At 61.5% G+C, this 19,896-nt stretch carries 20 protein-coding genes; 14 read left to right on the forward strand and 6 right to left on the reverse strand.

Features of this window, described 5'->3' with window-relative positions; translation table 11 throughout:
* Positions 1–216: 216 nt before the first annotated feature.
* From Q0859_RS11710 to Q0859_RS11770, 13 genes are all read left to right on the forward strand, one after another.
* Complete coding sequence (locus Q0859_RS11710) at positions 217–591, forward strand: hypothetical protein (RefSeq protein ID WP_299151360.1); 375 nt, start codon at positions 217–219, stop codon at positions 589–591.
* Positions 592–658: 67 nt separating this feature from the next.
* Positions 659–1,096, forward strand: coding sequence for a hypothetical protein (locus Q0859_RS11715; protein ID WP_299151363.1), 438 nt, complete (start codon positions 659–661; stop codon positions 1,094–1,096).
* Entirely contained in the window at positions 1,089–1,880 is a 792-nt protein-coding gene (locus Q0859_RS11720) for a methyltransferase domain-containing protein (protein ID WP_299151365.1), read from the forward strand. Before Q0859_RS11715 ends, Q0859_RS11720 begins: the two co-directional genes overlap by 8 nt.
* Before the next feature lie 46 nt (positions 1,881–1,926).
* Positions 1,927–2,811 carry a succinate--CoA ligase subunit alpha gene (gene sucD, locus Q0859_RS11725; protein ID WP_299151368.1) on the forward strand — a complete coding sequence of 295 codons (885 nt, stop codon included), beginning with the start codon at positions 1,927–1,929 and terminating at the stop codon, positions 2,809–2,811.
* Complete coding sequence (locus tag Q0859_RS11730) at positions 2,811–3,509, forward strand: hypothetical protein (RefSeq protein WP_299151370.1); 699 nt, start codon at positions 2,811–2,813, stop codon at positions 3,507–3,509. Before sucD ends, Q0859_RS11730 begins: the two co-directional genes overlap by 1 nt.
* Positions 3,510–3,513: 4 nt before the next feature.
* On the forward strand, positions 3,514–6,471 hold the full coding sequence (locus Q0859_RS11735; RefSeq protein ID WP_299151372.1) for a 2-oxoglutarate dehydrogenase E1 component: 2,958 nt from the start codon (positions 3,514–3,516) through the stop codon (positions 6,469–6,471).
* A 5-nt stretch (positions 6,472–6,476) separates the two neighbouring features.
* Positions 6,477–8,036, forward strand: a complete 1,560-nt coding sequence (gene odhB / locus Q0859_RS11740; RefSeq protein ID WP_299151374.1) for a 2-oxoglutarate dehydrogenase complex dihydrolipoyllysine-residue succinyltransferase — start codon at positions 6,477–6,479, stop codon at positions 8,034–8,036.
* Between the two features lie 69 nt (positions 8,037–8,105).
* Positions 8,106–8,513 carry a hypothetical protein gene (locus Q0859_RS11745; RefSeq protein WP_299151376.1) on the forward strand — a complete coding sequence of 136 codons (408 nt, stop codon included), beginning with the start codon at positions 8,106–8,108 and terminating at the stop codon, positions 8,511–8,513.
* A complete protein-coding gene (locus Q0859_RS11750; RefSeq protein WP_299151379.1) occupies positions 8,510–8,902 on the forward strand; it encodes an MAPEG family protein in 393 nt (130 codons plus the stop codon). Before Q0859_RS11745 ends, Q0859_RS11750 begins: the two co-directional genes overlap by 4 nt.
* Positions 8,899–9,330, forward strand: a complete 432-nt coding sequence (locus Q0859_RS11755; RefSeq protein WP_299151382.1) for a hypothetical protein — start codon at positions 8,899–8,901, stop codon at positions 9,328–9,330. The genes Q0859_RS11750 and Q0859_RS11755 overlap by 4 nt, the downstream gene beginning before the upstream one ends.
* Positions 9,327–9,737, forward strand: coding sequence for an MAPEG family protein (locus Q0859_RS11760; RefSeq protein WP_299151385.1), 411 nt, complete (start codon positions 9,327–9,329; stop codon positions 9,735–9,737). The genes Q0859_RS11755 and Q0859_RS11760 overlap by 4 nt, the downstream gene beginning before the upstream one ends.
* A 171-nt stretch (positions 9,738–9,908) precedes the next feature.
* Complete coding sequence (gene lpdA, locus Q0859_RS11765; RefSeq protein ID WP_299151388.1) at positions 9,909–11,297, forward strand: dihydrolipoyl dehydrogenase; 1,389 nt, start codon at positions 9,909–9,911, stop codon at positions 11,295–11,297.
* A gap of 226 nt (positions 11,298–11,523) precedes the next feature.
* Positions 11,524–12,027 (forward strand): fasciclin domain-containing protein, encoded by a 504-nt coding sequence (locus Q0859_RS11770; protein WP_299151391.1) that lies wholly within the window; start codon positions 11,524–11,526, stop codon positions 12,025–12,027.
* Between the two features lie 32 nt (positions 12,028–12,059).
* On the opposite strand, the gene Q0859_RS11775 is transcribed toward Q0859_RS11770, so the two are convergent.
* From Q0859_RS11775 to Q0859_RS11790, 4 genes are read right to left on the reverse strand one after another with little or no spacing between them, the layout of a single operon-like run.
* Positions 12,060–12,662 (reverse strand): pyridoxamine 5'-phosphate oxidase family protein, encoded by a 603-nt coding sequence (locus Q0859_RS11775; RefSeq protein ID WP_299151394.1) that lies wholly within the window; start codon positions 12,660–12,662, stop codon positions 12,060–12,062.
* Positions 12,649–13,380, reverse strand: a complete 732-nt coding sequence (locus tag Q0859_RS11780) for a lysophospholipid acyltransferase family protein (RefSeq protein ID WP_299151397.1) — start codon at positions 13,378–13,380, stop codon at positions 12,649–12,651. Before Q0859_RS11780 ends, Q0859_RS11775 begins: the two co-directional genes overlap by 14 nt.
* Positions 13,377–14,282, reverse strand: a complete 906-nt coding sequence (locus Q0859_RS11785) for an FtsX-like permease family protein (protein ID WP_299151400.1) — start codon at positions 14,280–14,282, stop codon at positions 13,377–13,379. The genes Q0859_RS11780 and Q0859_RS11785 overlap by 4 nt, the downstream gene beginning before the upstream one ends.
* Positions 14,279–14,956 carry an ATP-binding cassette domain-containing protein gene (locus Q0859_RS11790; RefSeq protein ID WP_299151486.1) on the reverse strand — a complete coding sequence of 226 codons (678 nt, stop codon included), beginning with the start codon at positions 14,954–14,956 and terminating at the stop codon, positions 14,279–14,281. Before Q0859_RS11790 ends, Q0859_RS11785 begins: the two co-directional genes overlap by 4 nt.
* Before the next feature lie 144 nt (positions 14,957–15,100).
* On the opposite strand from Q0859_RS11790, the gene Q0859_RS11795 reads away from it, so the two are divergent.
* A complete protein-coding gene (locus Q0859_RS11795) occupies positions 15,101–15,910 on the forward strand; it encodes a zinc-ribbon domain-containing protein (RefSeq protein WP_299151401.1) in 810 nt (269 codons plus the stop codon).
* A gap of 22 nt (positions 15,911–15,932) precedes the next feature.
* Here the strand turns inward: Q0859_RS11795 and Q0859_RS11800 are convergent, their stop codons facing one another.
* Together Q0859_RS11800 and lysA are read right to left on the reverse strand one after the other, a co-directional pair.
* Positions 15,933–18,542, reverse strand: coding sequence for a TIGR02302 family protein (locus Q0859_RS11800; protein WP_299151404.1), 2,610 nt, complete (start codon positions 18,540–18,542; stop codon positions 15,933–15,935).
* A 68-nt stretch (positions 18,543–18,610) separates the two neighbouring features.
* Positions 18,611–19,876 (reverse strand): diaminopimelate decarboxylase, encoded by a 1,266-nt coding sequence (gene lysA / locus Q0859_RS11805; protein ID WP_299151407.1) that lies wholly within the window; start codon positions 19,874–19,876, stop codon positions 18,611–18,613.
* Between the last annotated feature and the right edge of the window lie 20 nt (positions 19,877–19,896).

Below are 19,896 nucleotides of genomic sequence, written 5' to 3' on the forward strand. Positions count from 1 at the left end.
GCACGACAGGTTCGCGCGCCTCAGACCCGCGCTGCTTCTGATATTCCTACATCGCAAATTCGAGAAACCGTCAGCGGCCCTACGACGACGCGATTTGTAACGCCCGCTGCGCAACCCATCTCAACAACCGGTATTCCTGATCGTCCGCGCCCATCCTCGACGGTGGCGTTGGCTGCTCAGGCCTTTAGCGACACATGCGTCGCGTCTCTACCCTCCATGACTGCTGCGCCTGATCGGCTTCGACAGGTCAGCGTGCGTGATTTTGGCGTGACCCCGAGTGATATTGGTGGAAAGCTGTTGATCACCGGCCAGCGCCCCGGAAATATCCAGTTGGAAACAGCCGTGGATGCCGGGCGGTCAGGCACCAATCATTGCCTCATTTCAGTGCGGCGGCAGGATCCGGCCATAACCGCCAATGCGCTTGTCGACACGGTCACCAACGCCGGTTACGCCTTGCAAGCCGTTCCCGCAGAAAACGCAAGCCAAGCATGGGCGATTGTTGGCGCGCCCGCAGGAACACAGCTCAAGGTCAATACGCGGCGCAATGCGCTCGGCCAGTCCCTGACCGGCGTCTGGATTACTTGGCGTTGATCAGATGAACCGCATTTCATGCCATACACCACTAGCGGTTGCGATCTGGCTCGTGGTAACCGCCTGCATGCCCGCCGCGCACCCGGCCATCGACGCCTTTACCGCGTTCTGTTTCAAGGCGGGGCAAACGCCTGACGTCGCCCGTGCGAACATGGAGCAGCTGACCGGGGTTCCACTGCCCTTTGCGCTGTCATTCTGGGACAAGTCGCTGGCCCCTGCCCCCGGCACACCTGACCATGCCGAACGCCGCTGCGAAGTCTCGTTTGAGGGCGACCATGCCGCCACGGCCGTCGAGGCGGTCCGCGCCAAGATGGCCAGCCCGCCCGTGTTCGGCACCCAAATTGCCTTGCCCGCCCCTTACGTCCGCGAAGCAGGCACCGCCCTGATTGAAGGGCGTGAATTGCTGCGCAAACGCGTGGCTGTCGTCCATATCGGCACACGCGGCACCCGGACCTTTATCGCGGTGGATCGTCTGCCTGCGAGCATGGGGGTGGCCGATGGCTGATCTGCGCCCCTGCCCGGCCTGCGATGCGTCCGACGCGGCCAAACTCGCCAAGTATTCGCGCAAAGAGTGGCACGTGGCACGATGTGTCAGCTGCAACCTGACCTATCTGCGCAACCCGGTCGCTTATGAGGCACTGGAAGAAGAGTTCGCTTGGGAAAAAACCTACGAGACCAAGACCCAAGCGGGCGGGTCAACCGCACTCAGCCCATCACTGAAAAAAATGCGTACAAAAACCGGGCTGACCCATCGCGGCCACGGGTCACGCATGGGTCAGTGGTTCAACAACGGCCATGTGCTTGATATCGGATGCGGTGCCAAGACGAACGTGCCCGAGCCAATGACCCCATACGGGATCGAGTTGAGCCGCAAGCTGCATTCCATTGCAGACCGGAAAATGCGTGCGCGCGGGGGCTACTGCGTCCACGGCGCAGGTGCCGAAGCGATCTGGGATTTTGAGCCCGAGATGTTCGATGGGGTGGTGATGCAATCCTATCTCGAACACGAGGTGGACCTGATGCGCGTTCTCAACGGCGCGTGGCGCGTCCTGAAACCAGCGGCCCCGATGTATGTGCGGGTGCCCAATTTTGGCTCCATCAATCGCCATGTAATTGGTCGCAAATGGTGCGGCTTTCGCTATCCCGATCACGTCACGTATTTCACAGTGCCCACGTTACGCGATGTGGCGCGCCGGGCCGGTTTCACCCTTGAGGTGGTCAACCGTGCAACCGTTGCAATCGATGACAATATCAAGGCGCTGTTGCGCAAGGCCGAGGTGCCCGCATGACACGACGCCCCCAACACACAGACACCCTTTCAAGGAGACGCCCCAAATGGCCGTATTGATTGACGAAAACACCAAAGTGATCTGCCAGGGCCTTACCGGGTCCCAAGGGACGTTCCACACCGAACAGGCCATCGCCTATGGCACAAAGATGGTTGGCGGGGTCACGCCCGGCAAGGGCGGGATGAAACACCTCGATCTGCCGGTGTTCAACTCGGTCCACGAGGCGATGGACATCACCGAAGCCAACGCCAGCGTCATCTACGTGCCGCCACCCTTTGCAGCCGACTCGATCCTCGAAGCGATTGATGCCGAGATGCCCCTGATCGTGTGCATCACCGAAGGCATCCCGGTTCTGGACATGATGCGGGTGCAGCGTGCGCTGGAGGGGTCGAAATCCCGCCTGATCGGCCCCAACTGCCCCGGTGTCATCACGCCCGATGCCTGCAAGATCGGCATCATGCCAGGCCACATTCACAAGCGCGGGAGCGTGGGTGTCGTAAGCCGCTCGGGCACCCTCACATATGAGGCTGTGAAACAGACAACCGATATGGGCCTTGGTCAGTCCAGCGCCGTCGGCATCGGGGGCGATCCTATCAAGGGCACCGAACATATCGACGTGCTTGAGATGTTCCTCGCCGATCCGGAGACCGAAAGCATCATTATGATCGGCGAGATCGGCGGCAGCGCCGAAGAGGACGCCGCCCAGTTCCTCGCAGATGAAAAGAAAGCGGGCCGCTGGAAACCGACCGCCGGTTTCATCGCAGGCCGCACCGCCCCTCCGGGCCGCCGTATGGGCCATGCGGGTGCCATCGTGGCCGGTGGCAAAGGCGGGGCCGAGGACAAGATCGACGCCATGCGTGCCGCCGGTATCGTTGTCGCCGACAGCCCTGCCACATTGGGCGAAGCGGTGATGGAGGCGATCAAGGGCTGATGTTCACCGCGCTGCGCATGTCCCTCGCAACGGCCCTCGCATCTGTCGCCCTGACAGGTGCGGCGGCAGCCTGCGCGATGGTGACGCTGGACGGTGCGGAGATGCAGAAAGGGATCGACCCGCTGTCGATCTCGATCCCGTCCCATGATCGTCGGCTCGAGATCGTGCGCGGCTTTGTCTGGGTCACTGCCTTGCGGCCCAACATCTTTTCCGGGCAGGTCCGCCAGCCCCCCACCCGCCTGATTGCCAGCGTCGCCTCGAACCTTGCCGCGAGTGAGGCTTATCTCGACAGCCAATACGCCGAGTGGACCATCTACGAGTTGCAAGGCGACGGCGTGACCGCTTCGGATGCGGTGGTCTTTTTCAAATGGGACCCCGACGTGCTGCCGCTGATCACGATCGGCATTCCCAACCGTTCGGCCGAGGGCTGTGTGCAGATGCGCTTTGCCTCGGGCGATGACAGCGGCCTGCTGCCCGCCTCGAAACGCCCCATCACGTTGAACGATGTCACCGCGGACATCCCCGGATACCAGAGTTTCAGGACAGCCAGCGTGCCGATCTTTTCCGGTGCCCCGGGTAGGGCCTATTCCGTGATGGTCGGGGCAATGGACCCCGCGGACGCGCAGACCTTTGGCGTCGCCCCGCCGAACGTGCCCATCTACTCTGACCTTATTCTCGTGCAGAAGGACTTGAGATAGCCCCATGACCGATTATCCCCAGAACGACCAGTTTCACGCCTCAAGCTTCATGCAGGGGCACAATGCAGAATATCTCGAACAGATGTATGCGCGATACGCCAATGACCCAGGCGCAGTCGATGAGGCCTGGCAGGCGTTTTTCAAGGCGATGGGCGATGATGAGGTCAGCGTAAAACGCGAGGCTCATGGCCCAAGCTGGGCGCGCACAGACTGGCCGCCCATGCCCGGCGATGATCTGACCGCAGCCCTGACAGGCGAATGGGCCCCGGAGGCCGAAGTCAAAGGCGCCGGGGACAAGATCAAGGCCAAGGCCGCCGAAACCGGCATCTCGGTCAGCAACGATCAGGTGAAACGCGCCGTGCTGGATTCGATCCGCGCCCTGATGATCATCCGCGCCTACCGTATCCGGGGTCATCTGGTCGCCGACCTCGATCCGCTTGGCATGCGCGATCAGACCCCGCATCCGGAACTTGACCCGAAATCCTACGGTTTTTCCGAAGCGGACATGGATCGCCCGATCTTTATCGACAAGGTACTGGGCCTTGAGGTCGCCTCGATGCGCGAGATTATCGACATCGTCAAGCGCACCTATTGCGGCACCTTCGCGCTGCAATACATGCACATTTCCGACCCCGAACAAGCCGGTTGGCTCAAGGAAAGGATCGAGGGACTAGGCAAGGAAATCCAGTTCACTCGCGAGGGCCGCAAGGCCATCCTGAACAAGATGGTCGAGGCGGAAGGGTTCGAAAAATTCCTGCATGTCAAATACATGGGCACCAAGCGGTTCGGCCTTGATGGGGGTGAATCCCTAATCCCTGCGATGGAACAAATCATCAAACGCGGCGGCGCCTTGGGCGTGCGCGATGTGGTGATCGGGATGCCGCACCGGGGCCGATTATCCGTCCTCGCGAACGTGATGCAGAAGCCCTACAAGGCGATCTTCAACGAATTTCAGGGCGGCTCGTTCAAGCCCGAGGATGTGGATGGCTCGGGCGATGTGAAATACCACCTTGGCGCGTCCAGTGACCGCGAATTTGACGACAACACCGTCCACCTGTCCCTGACGGCCAACCCCAGCCACCTTGAGGCTGTAAACCCTGTCGTTCTGGGCAAGGTCCGCGCCAAGCAGGACCAGCACAACGACACCGACCGCACCACCGTCATGCCAATCCTGCTGCACGGCGATGCAGCCTTTGCGGGCCAGGGGGTCGTGGCCGAATGTTTCGCACTGTCAGGTCTGCGCGGCCATCGCGCGGGCGGCACCATGCACATCGTGGTCAACAACCAGATCGGGTTCACAACCGCGCCCCACTTTTCGCGCTCCTCTCCCTACCCCACCGACAACGCATTGGTGGTCGAGGCCCCGATTTTCCACGTCAACGGAGATGACCCCGAAGCGGTCGTGCACGCTGCCAAGGTTGCGACCGAGTTCCGCCAGAAGTTCCACAAAGACGTGGTCATCGACATCTTCTGCTATCGCCGGTTTGGCCATAACGAGGGCGATGAGCCCATGTTCACCAACCCGATGATGTACAAGCGCATCAAGAAGCACAAAACCACGCTGACCCTCTATACCGAACGGCTGGTGCGCGACGGGCTGATCCCAGAGGGCGAAATCGAAGACATGAAGGCCGCGTTTCAGGCCCGCATGAACGATGAATTCGAGGCCGGGAAAGACTACAAACCCAACAAGGCCGATTGGCTGGACGGCAAATGGTCGCATCTGGACAAGAACAAGGAAGACTATGTGCGCGGCGAGACGGCAATCGCGCCCGAAACGTTGGAACAGATCGGCAAGGCGATCAGCACCGCCCCCGAAGGATTCCCACTGCACAAGACGGTTGGCCGCTTGCTTGATGCCAAGAAAGCGATGTTTGACAGCGGCGAAGGGTTCGATTGGGCCACCGGCGAGGCATTGGCCTTTGGCTCGCTGCTGACCGAGGGGTTCCCTGTGCGCCTGTCGGGTCAGGACAGCACCCGCGGCACCTTCAGCCAGCGCCATTCGGGTCTGATCAATCAGGACACAGAGGAACGGTATTATCCGCTCAACACCCTGCGCCCCGGTCAGGCCCATTACGAGGTCATCGACTCGATGTTGTCGGAATATGCGGTGCTCGGGTTCGAGTATGGCTACAGCCTTGCCGAACCCAATGCGCTCACCATGTGGGAGGCCCAGTTCGGCGACTTTGCCAACGGCGCGCAGATCATGTTCGACCAGTTCATCAGCTCGGGCGAAAGCAAATGGCTGCGCATGTCCGGTCTCGTGTGTCTGCTGCCCCATGGTTATGAGGGGCAAGGGCCCGAACACTCCTCCGCCCGGCTGGAACGGTTCCTGCAGATGTGCGGACAGGACAATTGGATCGTGGCCAACTGCACGACGCCTGCCAACTATTTCCACATCCTGCGCCGCCAGATCCACCGCGATTTCCGCAAGCCGCTGATCCTGATGACGCCCAAGTCGTTGCTGCGCCACAAGCTGGCCGTATCCAAGGCCGAAGAATTCACGACCGGATCGTCCTTCCACCGCGTGCTTTGGGATGATGCCCAACAGGGCAACTCCACCACCAAGCTGGTGGCCGATGACAAGATCAAGCGCGTGGTCATGTGTTCGGGCAAGGTCTATTTCGATCTGCTCGAGGAACGTGATGCGCGCGGGATCGACGATGTCTATCTGTTGCGGTTCGAACAGTTCTATCCCTTCCCCGCGCAATCGGCCGTCAAGGAACTGGAAAGGTTCAAAAAGGCCGAAATAGTCTGGTGTCAGGAAGAGCCCAAGAACCAGGGGGCCTGGACCTTTATCGAACCCAACCTTGAATGGGTCCTGGGCCGGATCAAAGCCAAGCACACCCGCCCCGTTTACGCAGGCCGCGCCACCTCTGCCTCGCCCGCGACGGGTCTGGCCAGCCAGCATAAAGCACAACAAGCCGCTCTCATCGACGAAGCGCTGACCATCAAAGGATAATGCCCATGACCACCGAAGTCCGCGTGCCCACATTGGGCGAAAGCGTCACCGAAGCCACCGTTGCCACCTGGTTCAAAAAACCCGGCGACACCGTCGCAGTCGATGAAATGCTATGTGAGCTGGAAACCGACAAGGTGACCGTCGAAGTGCCCAGCCCCGTGGCCGGGACTTTGGGCGATATCATTGCTGCCGAGGGCGAAACCGTCGGCGTTGATGCCTTGCTTGCCACAATCGCGCAAGGTGACGCTGGCAATGCTGCGGCCCCCAAAGACAAGGAAGCGAGCCAGGACACCGGCGAAAACAATGCGGCCCACACCGCCGTTGCCGAGGATAAAGCACCCGCCGCCCCCGCATCGTCGGGTGGGGACAGCATCGATGTGATGGTGCCCACATTGGGCGAAAGCGTTACCGAAGCCACCGTCAGCACATGGTTCAAGGCCGTGGGCGACAGCGTGGCGCAGGACGAGATGCTGTGCGAACTTGAAACCGACAAGGTCAGCGTCGAGGTGCCTTCTCCCGCTGCCGGCGTGCTGGCCGAAATCACTGCCCCCGAGGGGGCAACCGTCGATGCCAGCGCGAAACTGGCCGTGATCTCGTCATCCGGTGCGCCTGCCAAGGCGGCCGAGAGCAACGCCCCGCCCCCACCGGCCGCCCAGGGCACCGCCCGTTCGGACACCGAAGATGCCCCCGCTGCGAAAAAGGCGATGGCAGAAGCGGGGCTGAGCGCCGATCAGGTCACCGGCTCTGGCCGCGATGGGCGCATTATGAAGGACGATGTCGCCAAGGCCGTCGCCGCCGCTGCCAGCGCACCCGCTCCGGCCCCAGTGGCTGCTGCACCACGTGCGCCTGTGGCCGCTGATGATGCCGCCCGCGAGGAACGCGTCAAGATGACCCGCCTGCGCCAGACCATCGCCAAGCGGCTCAAGGACAGCCAGAACACCGCTGCCATGCTCACCACCTATAACGAGGTCGACATGACCGAGGTGATGGCCCTGCGCAGCGAGTACAAGGACCTGTTCCTCAAGAAACACGGGGTCAAGCTGGGCTTCATGTCCTTCTTCACCAAGGCCTGCGTACATGCGTTGCGCGAGGTGCCCGAGGTCAATGCCGAGATCGACGGCACGGACGTCGTCTACAAGAATTTCGTGCATATGGGCATCGCGGCGGGCACCCCCCAAGGGTTGGTCGTCCCGGTCATTCGCGACGCGGATTCCATGTCTTTTGCCGCTATCGAAAAGGCGATTGCCGAAAAGGGTGCGCGCGCCCGTGATGGCAAGCTGAGCATGGCCGAAATGCAGGGCGGCACCTTCACGATCTCGAACGGTGGGGTCTATGGGTCGCTGATGAGTTCGCCCATCCTGAACCCGCCGCAATCGGGCATCCTGGGGATGCACAAGATCCAGGACCGGCCCATGGCCATCGGCGGACAGGTCGTGATCCGGCCCATGATGTATCTGGCCCTGTCCTACGACCACCGGATCGTGGATGGCAAAGGGGCGGTGACGTTCCTTGTGCGGGTCAAGGAGGCGCTGGAAGATCCGCGGCGGTTGTTGATGGATTTGTAGAGGAATTGGGTTTTGATCATCATAGATCGTACATAACCCGAAGTCACTTGGCGTAGTTGGCGGTAATCCATGACGAATATCGATGAGACGACTAGGACTTGGCACAATGCCAATGTTCAAAATCAGCGCGAAATAGGGCTCTATATTGTTAAGACGCTTATTCTACTGAATGGTGCGGGAATTGTTCTTTTGCTGACACTTCTAAGTGCTGCGACGAGCGAAGCAGCATTTGTGGTCGCTGTCTCAGCAATGCAACAATCCGCGCTTGGGTTTCTCTTAGGTATTGTGTTTGCGTTGGTCACGGCGACGTCAGCATATGCTGTCGCGTTGTATTCAAACCCGTTTACTGGTGAGACTGAAATCCCAGTTCTTGGAAACAAGTGGGTGGAGCCGGGTTATTTCATTTCTGTGCTTGGCTCGATAGCATGTTTCGTGTGCGCCGTACTGATAATTATTAGTGGAGTTTCTCCTCAATGACCCCAGAACTCACCTACCTCACCTATGCCGTCATCCTCCTGATCGCCCATGCGATCATCCAGGCCACCTTCTCGGACCTGTCCAAAGGGCTCGGATGGGCACTCGGCCCTCAGGACGAACACCGCGACCAACCCGCAATGGCCGCCCGAATCCAGCGTGCCCTGAAAAACTACCTCGAAACCCTACCCGCCTTTATCGCACTGGCACTGGCGCTCACGGTCACGAACCTCAACACCGAAGCCACCGCCCTTGGCGCGGCAATCTGGTTCTGGGCGCGCGTGGCCTATGTGCCGGCTTACGCATCGGGCATCCCGGTGGTGCGCTCAATCGCATGGTTCGTCTCCCTGGCGGGGCTCGCCATGATGATCCTGCCCCTGCTTGGCGCATGAAGCTGATCGCCAGATATCAAATGGCCATCCTGACCCGGCGGGCCGTCAGCTTGCCGAGCTCTCGCACCTTGGCGCAGGCTGGTTTTGACGCGTCATATGGCTCGCAGATCTCCGGGGGCAGGCTCGACCCATCTTTGGTCCGCGCCAATGCGGCACATCCGAAACGCGCGCACTATCTGCACCACATGCCCTACAACAAGGTCATCGACAAAGTGCTGGCGCTGCTCGGACTGACCCGAACAAACATCTGTGTCACGCCGATCTTCAACCGGCTGATGCCAGAACGATCCTCGATCATACCACCGTACCACGCGCGGGCGCGGCGTCCCTTCGACATCAACCACGTAACTGCCCTGTATTTGTCGGCGCACACCACCAGCTACGACAAACGGCCCCACCAGATAGCCAATGCGATGGAGGCTGCATGACTCCCGAACTGACCGCCCTCACCCTCGCGGCGCTCTTGCAAGTGGTGCAATTCGTGCTGATGGCCGTCCCCGCCAATCTGGAATTGGGACCGGGCAAGACGGTGTCCCCACGCGACCGCGAACGCCTGGGCGGCAGCCTCGAAGATCAACTGAGCACCCGCACCGCCCGCCTTTACCGCGCGCTCAACAACCACTTCGAGGGGTTGATCCTGTTCACCATAGCCTGCGTGGTCGTCACGCTGACGGATCAATCCACCCCCTTCACAGCCTTTTGCGGTTATGCCTACCTGATCGCGCGGATCGCCTATGTACCGGCTTATGCGTTCGGACTTAGCCCGTGGCGCAGTTACATCTGGTTTGTCGGGCTGCTCGCTACCACATCCATGCTTGTCTCAACACTGTTATAAGTTTCTTTTGACCAAAAATACCGCGGGGGAGGCCACAAGGCCGGGGGCAGAGCCCCCTAACTTCAGATAATCCGGCCGCGAGGCCGGAGGCAGAGCCCCCCAAATAGATAAATACCCGCCTCTGGCGGGAGGGCAGAGCCCCAACCCGATCTAAAACAAAGGACCAAACCTATGGCTTCTTACGACGTAATCATCATCGGCTCCGGTCCCGGCGGCTATGTCTGCGCGATCCGCTGCGCACAACAAGGCCTCAAAACGGCCGTGGTCGAAGGGCGCGACACTCTTGGTGGCACCTGCCTCAACGTGGGCTGCATCCCGTCCAAGGCGCTGCTGCATGCCTCGCACATGCTGCACGAGGCGGAACACAACTTTGCCACCATGGGCCTCAAGGGGAAAAGCCCTTCGGTCGATTGGAAACAAATGCTGACCTACAAGGATGACACCGTTGGGCAAAACACCAAAGGTGTCGAATTCCTGTTCAAAAAGAACAAGATCGACTGGCTGAAAGGCTGGGGATCCATACCCGAAACAGGCAAGGTCAAGGTCGGCGACGACGTTCACGAGGCAAAATCGATCATCATCGCCTCCGGCTCCGAAGCGGCCAGCCTGCCCGGGGTCGAGGTCGATGAAAAGGTCGTCGTGACCTCCACCGGCGCATTGGAGCTGAGCAAGATCCCGAAAAAGATGGTGGTGATTGGCGCAGGCGTTATTGGGCTTGAGCTTGGGTCCGTCTACAAACGGCTCGGGACCGAGGTTGAGGTGATCGAATTTCTTGATGCCGTCACCCCCGGCATGGACGCCGAGGTCCAGCGCCAGTTTCAGAAGCTGCTGACCAAACAAGGGCTGACCTTCATCATGGGCGCTGCGGTGCAAAAGGTCGAAACAACCAAGACGAAGGCCAAGGTGCACTACAAAATGCGCAGCGATGACAGCGAACATCTCACGGACGCGGACGTGGTGCTGGTGGCCACGGGGCGTAAACCCTTCGTCGATGGGCTCGGGCTTGACGGGCTCGGGATCGAGATGACCAAACGCGGCCAGATCAAGGTTGATGCCCATTGGCAAACCAACGTGCCGGGCATCTATGCCATCGGTGATGTGATCGAAGGGCCAATGCTTGCTCACAAAGCCGAAGACGAAGGCATGGCTATCGCCGACACGATCGCAGGCAAACATGGGCATGTGAATTACGGCGTGATCCCGGGTGTGATCTACACCCACCCCGAAGTTGCCAATGTGGGCGCAACCGAAGAAACCCTGAAAGAGGCAGGTCACAAGTACAAGGTGGGCAAATTCAGCTTTATGGGCAATGGGCGGGCCAAGGCGAACTTCGCCGTCGATGGGTTTGTCAAAATCCTTGCCGATGCCGAAACAGACCGGATTCTGGGGGCGCATATCGTTGGCCCCGGTGCAGGTGACCTGATCCACGAGATCTGTGTGGCGATGGAATTCGGGGCCTCTGCCGAGGATCTGGCGATGACCTGTCATGCCCACCCCACCTATTCCGAAGCAGTCCGCGAGGCGGCACTGGCCTGCGGTCTTGGCCCAATCCACAGCTGACCTGCCTCCACCGCGCGTCCCGTTACCTGCGGACGCGCGGCCATTTTGGCAACTCTTCGCCAGTTTGCCCCATACGCATCGGAACTTTCCCGCGCGCGCGCCGGTTTATCGCTCGGCGGGACATGACGACCTATTCCAATACACGGCAATTTGATCCCTTTTCGAAACTGGCACCGGGACGAAACATCGCGCTCGGGCAAACATGACCAACGCAAAGGACCATTTTATGAACCGCCGCAGCACATTCAAAATTCTCGCGGGTGCCACCGCACTTGTCGCATTGGGCGCCTGCGCCTCCGAACCGCAAGGCGATGACATTATCGATATCGCTGCGGGCAACCCCAACTTCTCGACCCTTGTCGCGGCCGTGGAAGCCGCCGGTCTGGTTGACACATTGAAAGGTCCCGGCCCCTTCACGCTCTTTGCACCGACAAATGATGCCTTCGCAGCATTGCCCGCAGGCACAGTTGAATCGCTGTTGCTGCCCGAGAACAAAGACCAGTTGGTGGACATCCTGACATACCACGTCGTACCCGGTCAGATTTCAGCCGGTGACCTTCTGGGCGATCGCCGATCCGTGGCCACTGTGCAAGGCGGAACATTGGACGTGAACGGGCAGGTCGGCAAGTTCGGCACCGGCGTTCAGGTCAACGGAGCCAATGTGATCCAGGCGGACATCTTTGCCACAAACGGTGTCATCCACGCCATCGACAGCGTTCTGCTGCCATAAACCAGCCTACCTCTCCCCATGGGGACAGATCGCTACCACATGGTCCGGGCCGCGCGCTCGGACCATGCCTCATCATAGGCTGTGCCACCTTCTTCGCCCCGTGATGCTTCGGCCAGGATCTCACCCACGCTTGGCAGACCTGCTGCATCATCGCGTGACCACAACCCGGCCCGGATCAGGGCGCGCGCGCATTGGGTATAGACCTCGGCCACGCGGATCACGATCACCGTTGCCGGATGTCGCCCCTTCTGCTCGAACCGGGCACGCAAATCCTCGTCCGCCGTCAGCCGCGCCTGCCCGTTGACCCGCACAACCGTGTTCGAACCGGACACCATGAACATCAACGACACACGCCCATCCGCCACGATATTGCGCAACGAATCCAATCGGTTATTCCCCCGCCAGTCGGGCAGGGCCAAGGTGCGCGCATCCAGTTGGGTCACCACCGGGCCATCATCGCCGCGCGGACTGCCATCGGTGCCGCCCGGCCCCACAGTTGTCAGAACCACAAAGCGGGACGTAGCAATCCAATGTGAATAAAGCGGGCTGAGATGGTCCAGCACCTTGCGCAAGGCGGGCGCGCCCGGTGATCCATAGAGCGCTTCGAGCGTTTCGATATCCTCAATGTACTCCATCGGGGTCAAACCCTCCCTCACGCATCAGCGCATCCGAGCGCGTCTCGACCGTTTCGGCAAGCTGCTCTAAAAAGGCGTCCCGCTCCATTCCCGGCTGGATCAGTGGCAGAAATTCCACCACCGCCACCCCCGGTTTGCGCAAGATCCCCTTGCGTGGCCACATGACACCCACATTGGTGGCCACCGGCGCGCAAGGCTGGCCCAACTGTTCGTAAAGCACGCCCGTACCCACCTTGTAGGGGGCCTTGACCCCCGGTGCGACGCGGGTGCCCTGGGAATAGATGATCAACTGACCCGGGTTGGCGCGCCCGGCCTCGACATCGGCCACCATCTTGGCAATGGCTGCGCCCCGCTTACCCCGCTCGACCGCGACACAGTCCAGACGGCGCGCATAAAGCCCGATAATTGGGGTCCACAGGATATCCCGTTTCATAATGAACTTGGCCGACGGCAACGCGGTAAAGATCATCATAATGTCAAGGAATGACTGGTGCTTGGCTGCGATCAGCACTTCGCCTTCGGGCACCTGCCCGCGCACCTCGGCCCGGATACCTACCATCCACCTCATCGTCCAGAACACCCATCGGCTGAACGCCTTGCACCCTGCCCGCGCACCTTCGCGGCTGACCAGCGCATAGGGCGCGTAGCCAAGGCCGATCACCACAAACATCACATACATTTGCAGGATGAACAGAACGGAACGGATATATTGTATCATGTCAGTGTCCTAAGCGCGCGGCCCGCCGCATAAGCAGTCGCAAGCAATGCAACGAGGGCCGAAATGAACGGCAGCAACAGGGGCACCAGCCAGCCGATGCCCTGAAACCCGATGCCCGTTAAAAAACCGGGTGTGTCTCCGCCCGATGGCATGAACCAGACCGCAGTCAGGCCAATGATGACCCCCACCGCCGACCCTGCAAAAGCGCGCAGCGTGAACCGCCGCACAAAGGCTTGCGCGATGTAGCCGTCGGTGGCCCCAACAAGACGCAGCACCGCAACAACCTGCGCGTTGGCGGCAAGGGCGGCATTGGCCGCAAGCGTCACCATCGCTGCCACCGCGCCAAGGATCAGCAAGGCCGCCGTCCACCCGAGCAGCCGCAACCGATTGGCCGCCGACACCAGCGGTTCGCGCCAGCGCACGTGATCATCCAGGACCGCGCCCGGCACTTCGGCCGCCAGTCGCAAGCGCAGGCCCGTCGCGTCAAACCCTTGATCTGCGGCGACAATTTCGATCAGGCGCGGCACGGGCAAGGTATCAAGCGGCAGATCCTGACCGAACCACGGGGCCAACAGTGCTTGCTGTTCCGCATCCGTCAGCGCGCGCGCGCTGGCGATACCCGGAGTGGTCGACAGAACCTCAAGCGCGGCGGTGGTCTGTATCGCGCGTTGGTCTTCGGGGGCCACGATGCGAATGGTCGCGGTGCGCGCCAACTCGTCCCCCCACGTCTCGGCCAGCCGCCCGCTGGCCAGCGACAGGGCCAGCGCGAACACGGCCAGAAACGCCATCGCCCCGGATGCAAAGACCGTCAGTTGCGCGGTAAAGCCCGTGGGCGGCACAACCCGGTCCGCGTGCCGATCCCCGGCCAGCAAGGCGCGCAGCGTTTGCAGATCGAACCTCACAGATCGGCCCCCGCCAGTTGAACGCGGCGGTTGGAAATGCGCAGCACGCGGGCCTGCACCTGCGCCTTGGCGGCGCGGATCAGGCTCAGGTCGTGGGTGGCGATCAGCACGGTTTTGCCCATGCGGTTCAATTCCACGAGCAGCTTGAGCAGGCGCTGCGACATTTCCCAATCGACGTTGCCGGTGGGTTCATCCGCCAAAACGACCTCCGGCGACATGATCACCGCGCGCGCAAGGGCCGCGCGCTGGCGTTCGCCCCCCGACAGCTCTGGTGGCAACGCATCGGCCCGGTTGGTCAAGCCGACCCACGCCATCAACTCGCCCAGATCATCGCCCGCGGCCTCGGCATGACGCCCCGAGACCGTCAATGGCAGCGCCACATTGTCCCGCACCGGCAGGTGATCAAGGAACTGTACATCCTGATGCACAACCCCCACCTTGCGCCGGATCATGGCAATGTCATCGCGTTCCAGCGTGCGCACATCCGCCTCGAACAGGCGCACATGACCTGCGGTCGGCAACAGCGCGCCGTAACACAGCTTGAGCAATGTGGTCTTGCCCGCCCCCGACGGCCCTGTCAGAAAGTGGAACGATCCCGGTGCCAATTTGACAGAAATATCCGACAGCAATTCGCCGCCGCCATAACTGTAGGCCACATTTTCCAGATCAATCACGTCCGCCCTCGCCCCTTGGCACCTGTTGTGCCTCAGCATCATGCCGGTTTCAATCGCAATGCCCGAGCTCTGCCGATGCAGTTATGACTTTTCTGAGTGCCCGCGACAACATAAGCTGACCCTCAAGAATGAGGCAGGATTGAAATGCGGCTGATTTGTCCCAATTGCGATGCGCAATATGAGGTTGTGGATGATGTCATTCCGACCGAAGGGCGGGATGTGCAGTGTTCCAATTGTGGGCAAACCTGGTTTCAGCATCATGCCGACCATGTTCCCGACACCCCCGCAGAGGATATCCCGGACGATCTGGCACCGCCGGATGCCCCCCCTGCCGAAGACGAGGAAACGGCCCCCGCCACCACGCCCAGGCGGCGCGAATTGGACCCGTCCGTCGCGGATATCCTGCGTCAGGAAGCCGAGCTTGAGGCGCAGGCCCGCGAGCGCGCCGCCGAGAGCCTCGAAAGTCAGCCTGATCTGGGGTTGGATGATGCCACCGAAAGTGACGGTGACCGCCGGGCCCGCGAAGCACGCGAGCGGATGGCCCGCATGCGCGGCGAAGAGACAACGACCGCGCAGGTCTCCGAAGCCGCCGCCACCGCGGCCGCCCTCGGGTCGCGCCGCGATCTGCTGCCCGATATCGAAGAGATCAATTCCACCCTGCGCTCGACCACAGACCGTCAATCCGGTGTCACCCCGGAGACGTCGGACATGGTTGCCAACGTCACGCCGCCGCCCAAGTCCGGTTTTCGGCGCGGGTTCACGCTGATGGTGGTTCTCGCGCTGGTGGGCGGAGCGATCTATGTCTTTGCGCCGCAAATTGCGCGGGCCGTCCCGCAGGTCGATCCCTACCTCAGCGCCTATGTCGCACAGGTCGATCAGGCCCGCATGTGGCTGGATGGTCAAGTGACCGGACTGCTGACATGGCTGGACACAACCGCCGCCCAGGATAGCTGACGAACCGCGCCAAGCGTGGACCTCAGAACCGGTCGAGCAACCGCTTGAGATAATCCAGTTCGACATCGGGGCGTTCCCCGTCACCCGAGCGGCGGCGGATTTCATCCAGCAGATCACGTGCCCGGCGATAGACGTCCTCGCCCTGCAACAGCCCCTCTTCGGTGCCCACGGACCCGTTTGACCCTGGCTCGCGACCCAATGGGTCCTGCGCCTCGGCGCGCCGATCAGAGTCGCTCATGCCCTGGCCTTGCTGACCGTTCTGTGCCTCTTGCTGCATCGCCTCGCCAAGTGCGCGCATCCCTTCGCGCAGCGCCTCCATGGCTTGGGATTGATTGTCGATGGCTTCGGCAAAGTCCTCTTGGCGCAGCGCCTCTTCGGCCCCGTCCATGGCACGGCCCGCGCGATCAAGGGCGTCGCGTGCGGCGTCCCCTTCCGGCGTGCCCGCGCCCGGCAGGTTGCCCTGCTGGCGGCTAAGTTCATCGCGCAGCGCTTGCTGTCGGTCGGCGAGCGAGCCATCGCCCTGCCCTTGCCCGTCAGCCTGTTCGCCGCCTTCGCCGCCCTCTTGGCCATCACCCTCTTCGCCTTGGCCTTCACCACCCTGGCTATGCTGATTGCCTTGGCCCTGACCGCCATTGCGCCCCTCGTTGCCTTGGCTTTCACCGGCTTGCGCGTTGGGGTTGAACTGTTCCTGAAGGTCGCGGAACGCCTGATCGCTCAGGCCCTGCTGTTCGCGCAATGTCTCGGACAGCCCCTCCATCGCCTGTTCACCGGCGGACTGGTTGCCCTGGCCTTCGCCTTGGGTCACGCGCATGTTTTCGAGCATTTCCTGCAATTCCTGCAGCGCCTGTTCGGCTTCGGCCATGCGGCCCTGTTCCATCAATTCCTGAATACGGTCCATCATCCGTTGCAGATCGTCCTGCGTCATCTGCATCTGGTTCTGCTGGTCACCGGATTGCGGGTTCTGTTCACCGTTTTGATTTTCCTGTTGGGCCTGACGAGACAGTTGCTGCATGTAGTCCTCGGTGGCGCGGCGCAACTCGCGCATCAATTCCGCGATTTCTGCGGGGCTGGCCCCGTCACGCATCGCCTGATCCAGCCGTTCCTTGGCCCGGCGCAACCGCTCAAGCGCATCCGCCAGGTCGCCCTCTTCCAGCGACAAAGCCAGATCCCACAGGTCTTGCGCCAGATCCTCCTGGTGTTCATCCGTCAGCCCGTAACGGGCCAGCGTTTCCATCCGGGTGATTGCGCCCGACAGACGCAGACGGTCCACTTCCTTGCGGAACACATCGTCGGGGCGGTGCGCCACGGCGCGCAGGATTTGGGCAACCCGTGTCGCGTTCTCACGCGACCACAGCAGGTCGCGGCGCTGTTCGATCACAGCCGCCGCCACCGGATCAAAGAAGCGCCGACCGGGCAGGATCATCGTGCGCGGTGCACTTTCACCTTGTTGTTCGGCGGCATCCAGCACATTCAGCACCATGCTAACGGGTAGGTTCGCCCATGGGTGTTCCGAGAAATCTTCTATCAGGGCCTCTTCGAAATCGGTGCGATCCCCGGTGATGGGCATGGGCAGCGACACGGTCAACTCGGGTCGATCCTCGGGCGCAATCGCCAGCCCGTGACGCCGGTCCACCGCGTCCAGATCAAGGGTGATGCGCGCCTCGCCCGCTTCAACGCCATAATCATCCGAGGCCTCATAAGGCAGGGTCATTTCACCCAACGCGCTTGCCTCGGGCGCGTCCAAAATTGCGACATTGGGGGCTTTGTCCGGAAGGACAGCCACAGACCATGTGCGCCCACCCGGTCCATTGATCGCGATCTCGCCGGACTGGATGACGGTGAAATCCTGTTCAGAGGCCGAGGCCGGGGGCACTTCGCCCGCGCGGCCCGATACGGTTTCAGCCACCGTCAGCGCACCAACCTCGCCGTAAAGGCGCAAGGTAATCAGGCTGCCTGCTGGCACATCAAGCGTACCTGCGGGGATGTCATTGAGGTAGATGGTGGGCCGTCCGGTATAGCGTGGGCTTTCGGCCCAGCCTTCCCACACCGGCCCCGACGCCAACCCAGTACCTGCACCGGGCGTCATCGTGTTCACCGACCCAACCCGCCAGATCGAGCCAAAGATAAGGGCGACCCCAAACAGCAACGCCGCCACATAGCGCAGCGCATAAGGGTCCCGCTGCGCGATGCGCATATCCGCCGGAACAGCCTGAGCCGCCGCAGCCCGTTCGGCCATGCGTGCCTGATGTGCGCGCCAAACGGCAGTTGATGCCGCATCCTGATCACCAATGGCTTGGGTGTCCATCAGCGCCTGAATGGGCCGTCCGGGCAGTGTTTCGTCCAAACGCACCAGCGCAGCCATGCGCGTGGGCAGGCGAAAACGGACAAAGGCATAGATCAGCGCCGCCAAAACGGCCACAGCCCCAACGACCGCGCCACCCCACACAACCTCGACCACAACGCTGTCTTGCAGACCCAGCATCAGAACCGCCAAAACAGCCAGCACAACGGTCACAAGCGGCCACGTGGCCTGCCACAGGTTCTCGGCCACCATGCCCGCGCGGGTCAGCGCCAGCGGCCAGCGCAAACCACTCAGCCCGCGGCGCACGTCATGTCGTGAGAAATTGGCCATCTGCCCGTATCCCTTGCCGGCGGCAGGGCGCACCATAGCACCCTATGCCTGTGGTGGCCGCAAACGGATTACAGCCACTCCGGAATGGTATCTCGATTTATCATTTCGTCAAAGGTCGGACGTGCGCGGATCACCGCGTATTGATCGCCGTGCACCAAAACCTCCGGAATGAGGGGCCGGGTGTTGTACTCACTGCTCATCACCGCGCCATAGGCACCCGCCGAGCGGAAGGCGACGAGGTCCCCCGCATTCAGTGGCGGCATCATCCGCTGCTTGGCAAATGTATCCCCGGATTCACAGACTGGGCCGACGATGTCGTAGGGCACCTGTTCGGTCGCGGGTGCGGGTTCGATGACGGGTATGATATCGTGATAGGCCTCATACATGGCCGGGCGGATCAGATCGTTCATCGCCCCATCAAGGATCAGGAAATCGCGCCCCTCACCCGACTTCACATAGATGACTTCACTCACCATCACCCCAGCATTGCCCGCAATCAGGCGGCCCGGCTCAATCTCGATCTCGCAGCCAAGATGGCCCACGGTGCGTTCGATCAGCTTGCCATAATCCGTGGGCAACGGCGGTGCCTCATTGCTGCGCGCGTAGGGGATACCCAGACCGCCACCCAGATCGAGCCGCTTGATCGTGTGCCCATCCGCGCGCAGCGCCTCGGTCAATTCAGCCACTTTTTGATAGGCCTGCTCAAACGGGGCCAGATCGGTCAGTTGCGATCCGATATGCACATCGATCCCGATCACATCGAGGTTTTCAAGCGAGGCCGCCAGCGCATAGACCTCGCGGGCGCGCGCGATCGGAATGCCGAACTTGTTTTCGGATTTGCCGGTCGCGATCTTGGCGTGGGTTTTTGCATCCACATCCGGGTTCACCCGGATGGTAATGGGCGCGCGCACGCCCATCTCGCCCGCAACGCGGTTCAGCACCTCCATCTCGGGTTCGGATTCGACGTTGAACTGGCGGATACCCCCTGTCAGTGCGAGGTGAATTTCATCCGCCGTCTTGCCGACGCCCGAAAACACGATCTTCTCACCCGGCACGCCTGCGGCCTTGGCGCGCATATATTCACCGCCCGACACCACATCCATACCAGCCCCGGCCTGTGCGAGCGTCTTGAGGATTGCCTGATTGCTGGCCGCCTTCATCGCGTAGCAGACAAGGTGATCCATGCCTGCAAGGGCCTCGTCAAACAGGGTGAAGTGGCGCAGCAACGTGGCCGTCGAGTAGACATAGCAGGGCGTGCCGACACTGGCGGCAATCTCGGCCAGCGGCACATCTTCGGCGTACAAAGCGCCATCGCGATAGAGAAAATGATCCATCACACGCCTTTAGGGCGGAA

Source organism: uncultured Tateyamaria sp., from assembly GCF_947497045.1.
Lineage (GTDB): Bacteria > Pseudomonadota > Alphaproteobacteria > Rhodobacterales > Rhodobacteraceae > Tateyamaria.

Excerpts from the sequence above, each read along its gene's own strand:
- Q0859_RS11710 (WP_299151360.1), top strand. The coding sequence starts at position 217 with ATGACTGCTGCGCCTGATCGGCTTCGACAGGTCAGCGTGCGTGATTTT.
- Q0859_RS11715 (WP_299151363.1), top strand. The coding sequence starts at position 659 with ATGCCCGCCGCGCACCCGGCCATCGACGCCTTTACCGCGTTCTGTTTC.
- Q0859_RS11720 (WP_299151365.1), top strand. The coding sequence starts at position 1,089 with ATGGCTGATCTGCGCCCCTGCCCGGCCTGCGATGCGTCCGACGCGGCC.
- sucD (WP_299151368.1), top strand. The coding sequence starts at position 1,927 with ATGGCCGTATTGATTGACGAAAACACCAAAGTGATCTGCCAGGGCCTT.
- Q0859_RS11730 (WP_299151370.1), top strand. The coding sequence starts at position 2,811 with ATGTTCACCGCGCTGCGCATGTCCCTCGCAACGGCCCTCGCATCTGTC.
- Q0859_RS11735 (WP_299151372.1), top strand. The coding sequence starts at position 3,514 with ATGACCGATTATCCCCAGAACGACCAGTTTCACGCCTCAAGCTTCATG.
- odhB (WP_299151374.1), top strand. The coding sequence starts at position 6,477 with ATGACCACCGAAGTCCGCGTGCCCACATTGGGCGAAAGCGTCACCGAA.
- Q0859_RS11745 (WP_299151376.1), top strand. The coding sequence starts at position 8,106 with ATGACGAATATCGATGAGACGACTAGGACTTGGCACAATGCCAATGTT.
- Q0859_RS11750 (WP_299151379.1), top strand. The coding sequence starts at position 8,510 with ATGACCCCAGAACTCACCTACCTCACCTATGCCGTCATCCTCCTGATC.
- Q0859_RS11755 (WP_299151382.1), top strand. The coding sequence starts at position 8,899 with ATGAAGCTGATCGCCAGATATCAAATGGCCATCCTGACCCGGCGGGCC.
- Q0859_RS11760 (WP_299151385.1), top strand. The coding sequence starts at position 9,327 with ATGACTCCCGAACTGACCGCCCTCACCCTCGCGGCGCTCTTGCAAGTG.
- lpdA (WP_299151388.1), top strand. The coding sequence starts at position 9,909 with ATGGCTTCTTACGACGTAATCATCATCGGCTCCGGTCCCGGCGGCTAT.
- Q0859_RS11770 (WP_299151391.1), top strand. The coding sequence starts at position 11,524 with ATGAACCGCCGCAGCACATTCAAAATTCTCGCGGGTGCCACCGCACTT.
- Q0859_RS11775 (WP_299151394.1), bottom strand. The coding sequence starts at position 12,662 with ATGGAGTACATTGAGGATATCGAAACGCTCGAAGCGCTCTATGGATCA.
- Q0859_RS11780 (WP_299151397.1), bottom strand. The coding sequence starts at position 13,380 with ATGATACAATATATCCGTTCCGTTCTGTTCATCCTGCAAATGTATGTG.
- Q0859_RS11795 (WP_299151401.1), top strand. The coding sequence starts at position 15,101 with ATGCGGCTGATTTGTCCCAATTGCGATGCGCAATATGAGGTTGTGGAT.
- Q0859_RS11800 (WP_299151404.1), bottom strand. The coding sequence starts at position 18,542 with ATGGCCAATTTCTCACGACATGACGTGCGCCGCGGGCTGAGTGGTTTG.
- lysA (WP_299151407.1), bottom strand. The coding sequence starts at position 19,876 with ATGGATCATTTTCTCTATCGCGATGGCGCTTTGTACGCCGAAGATGTG.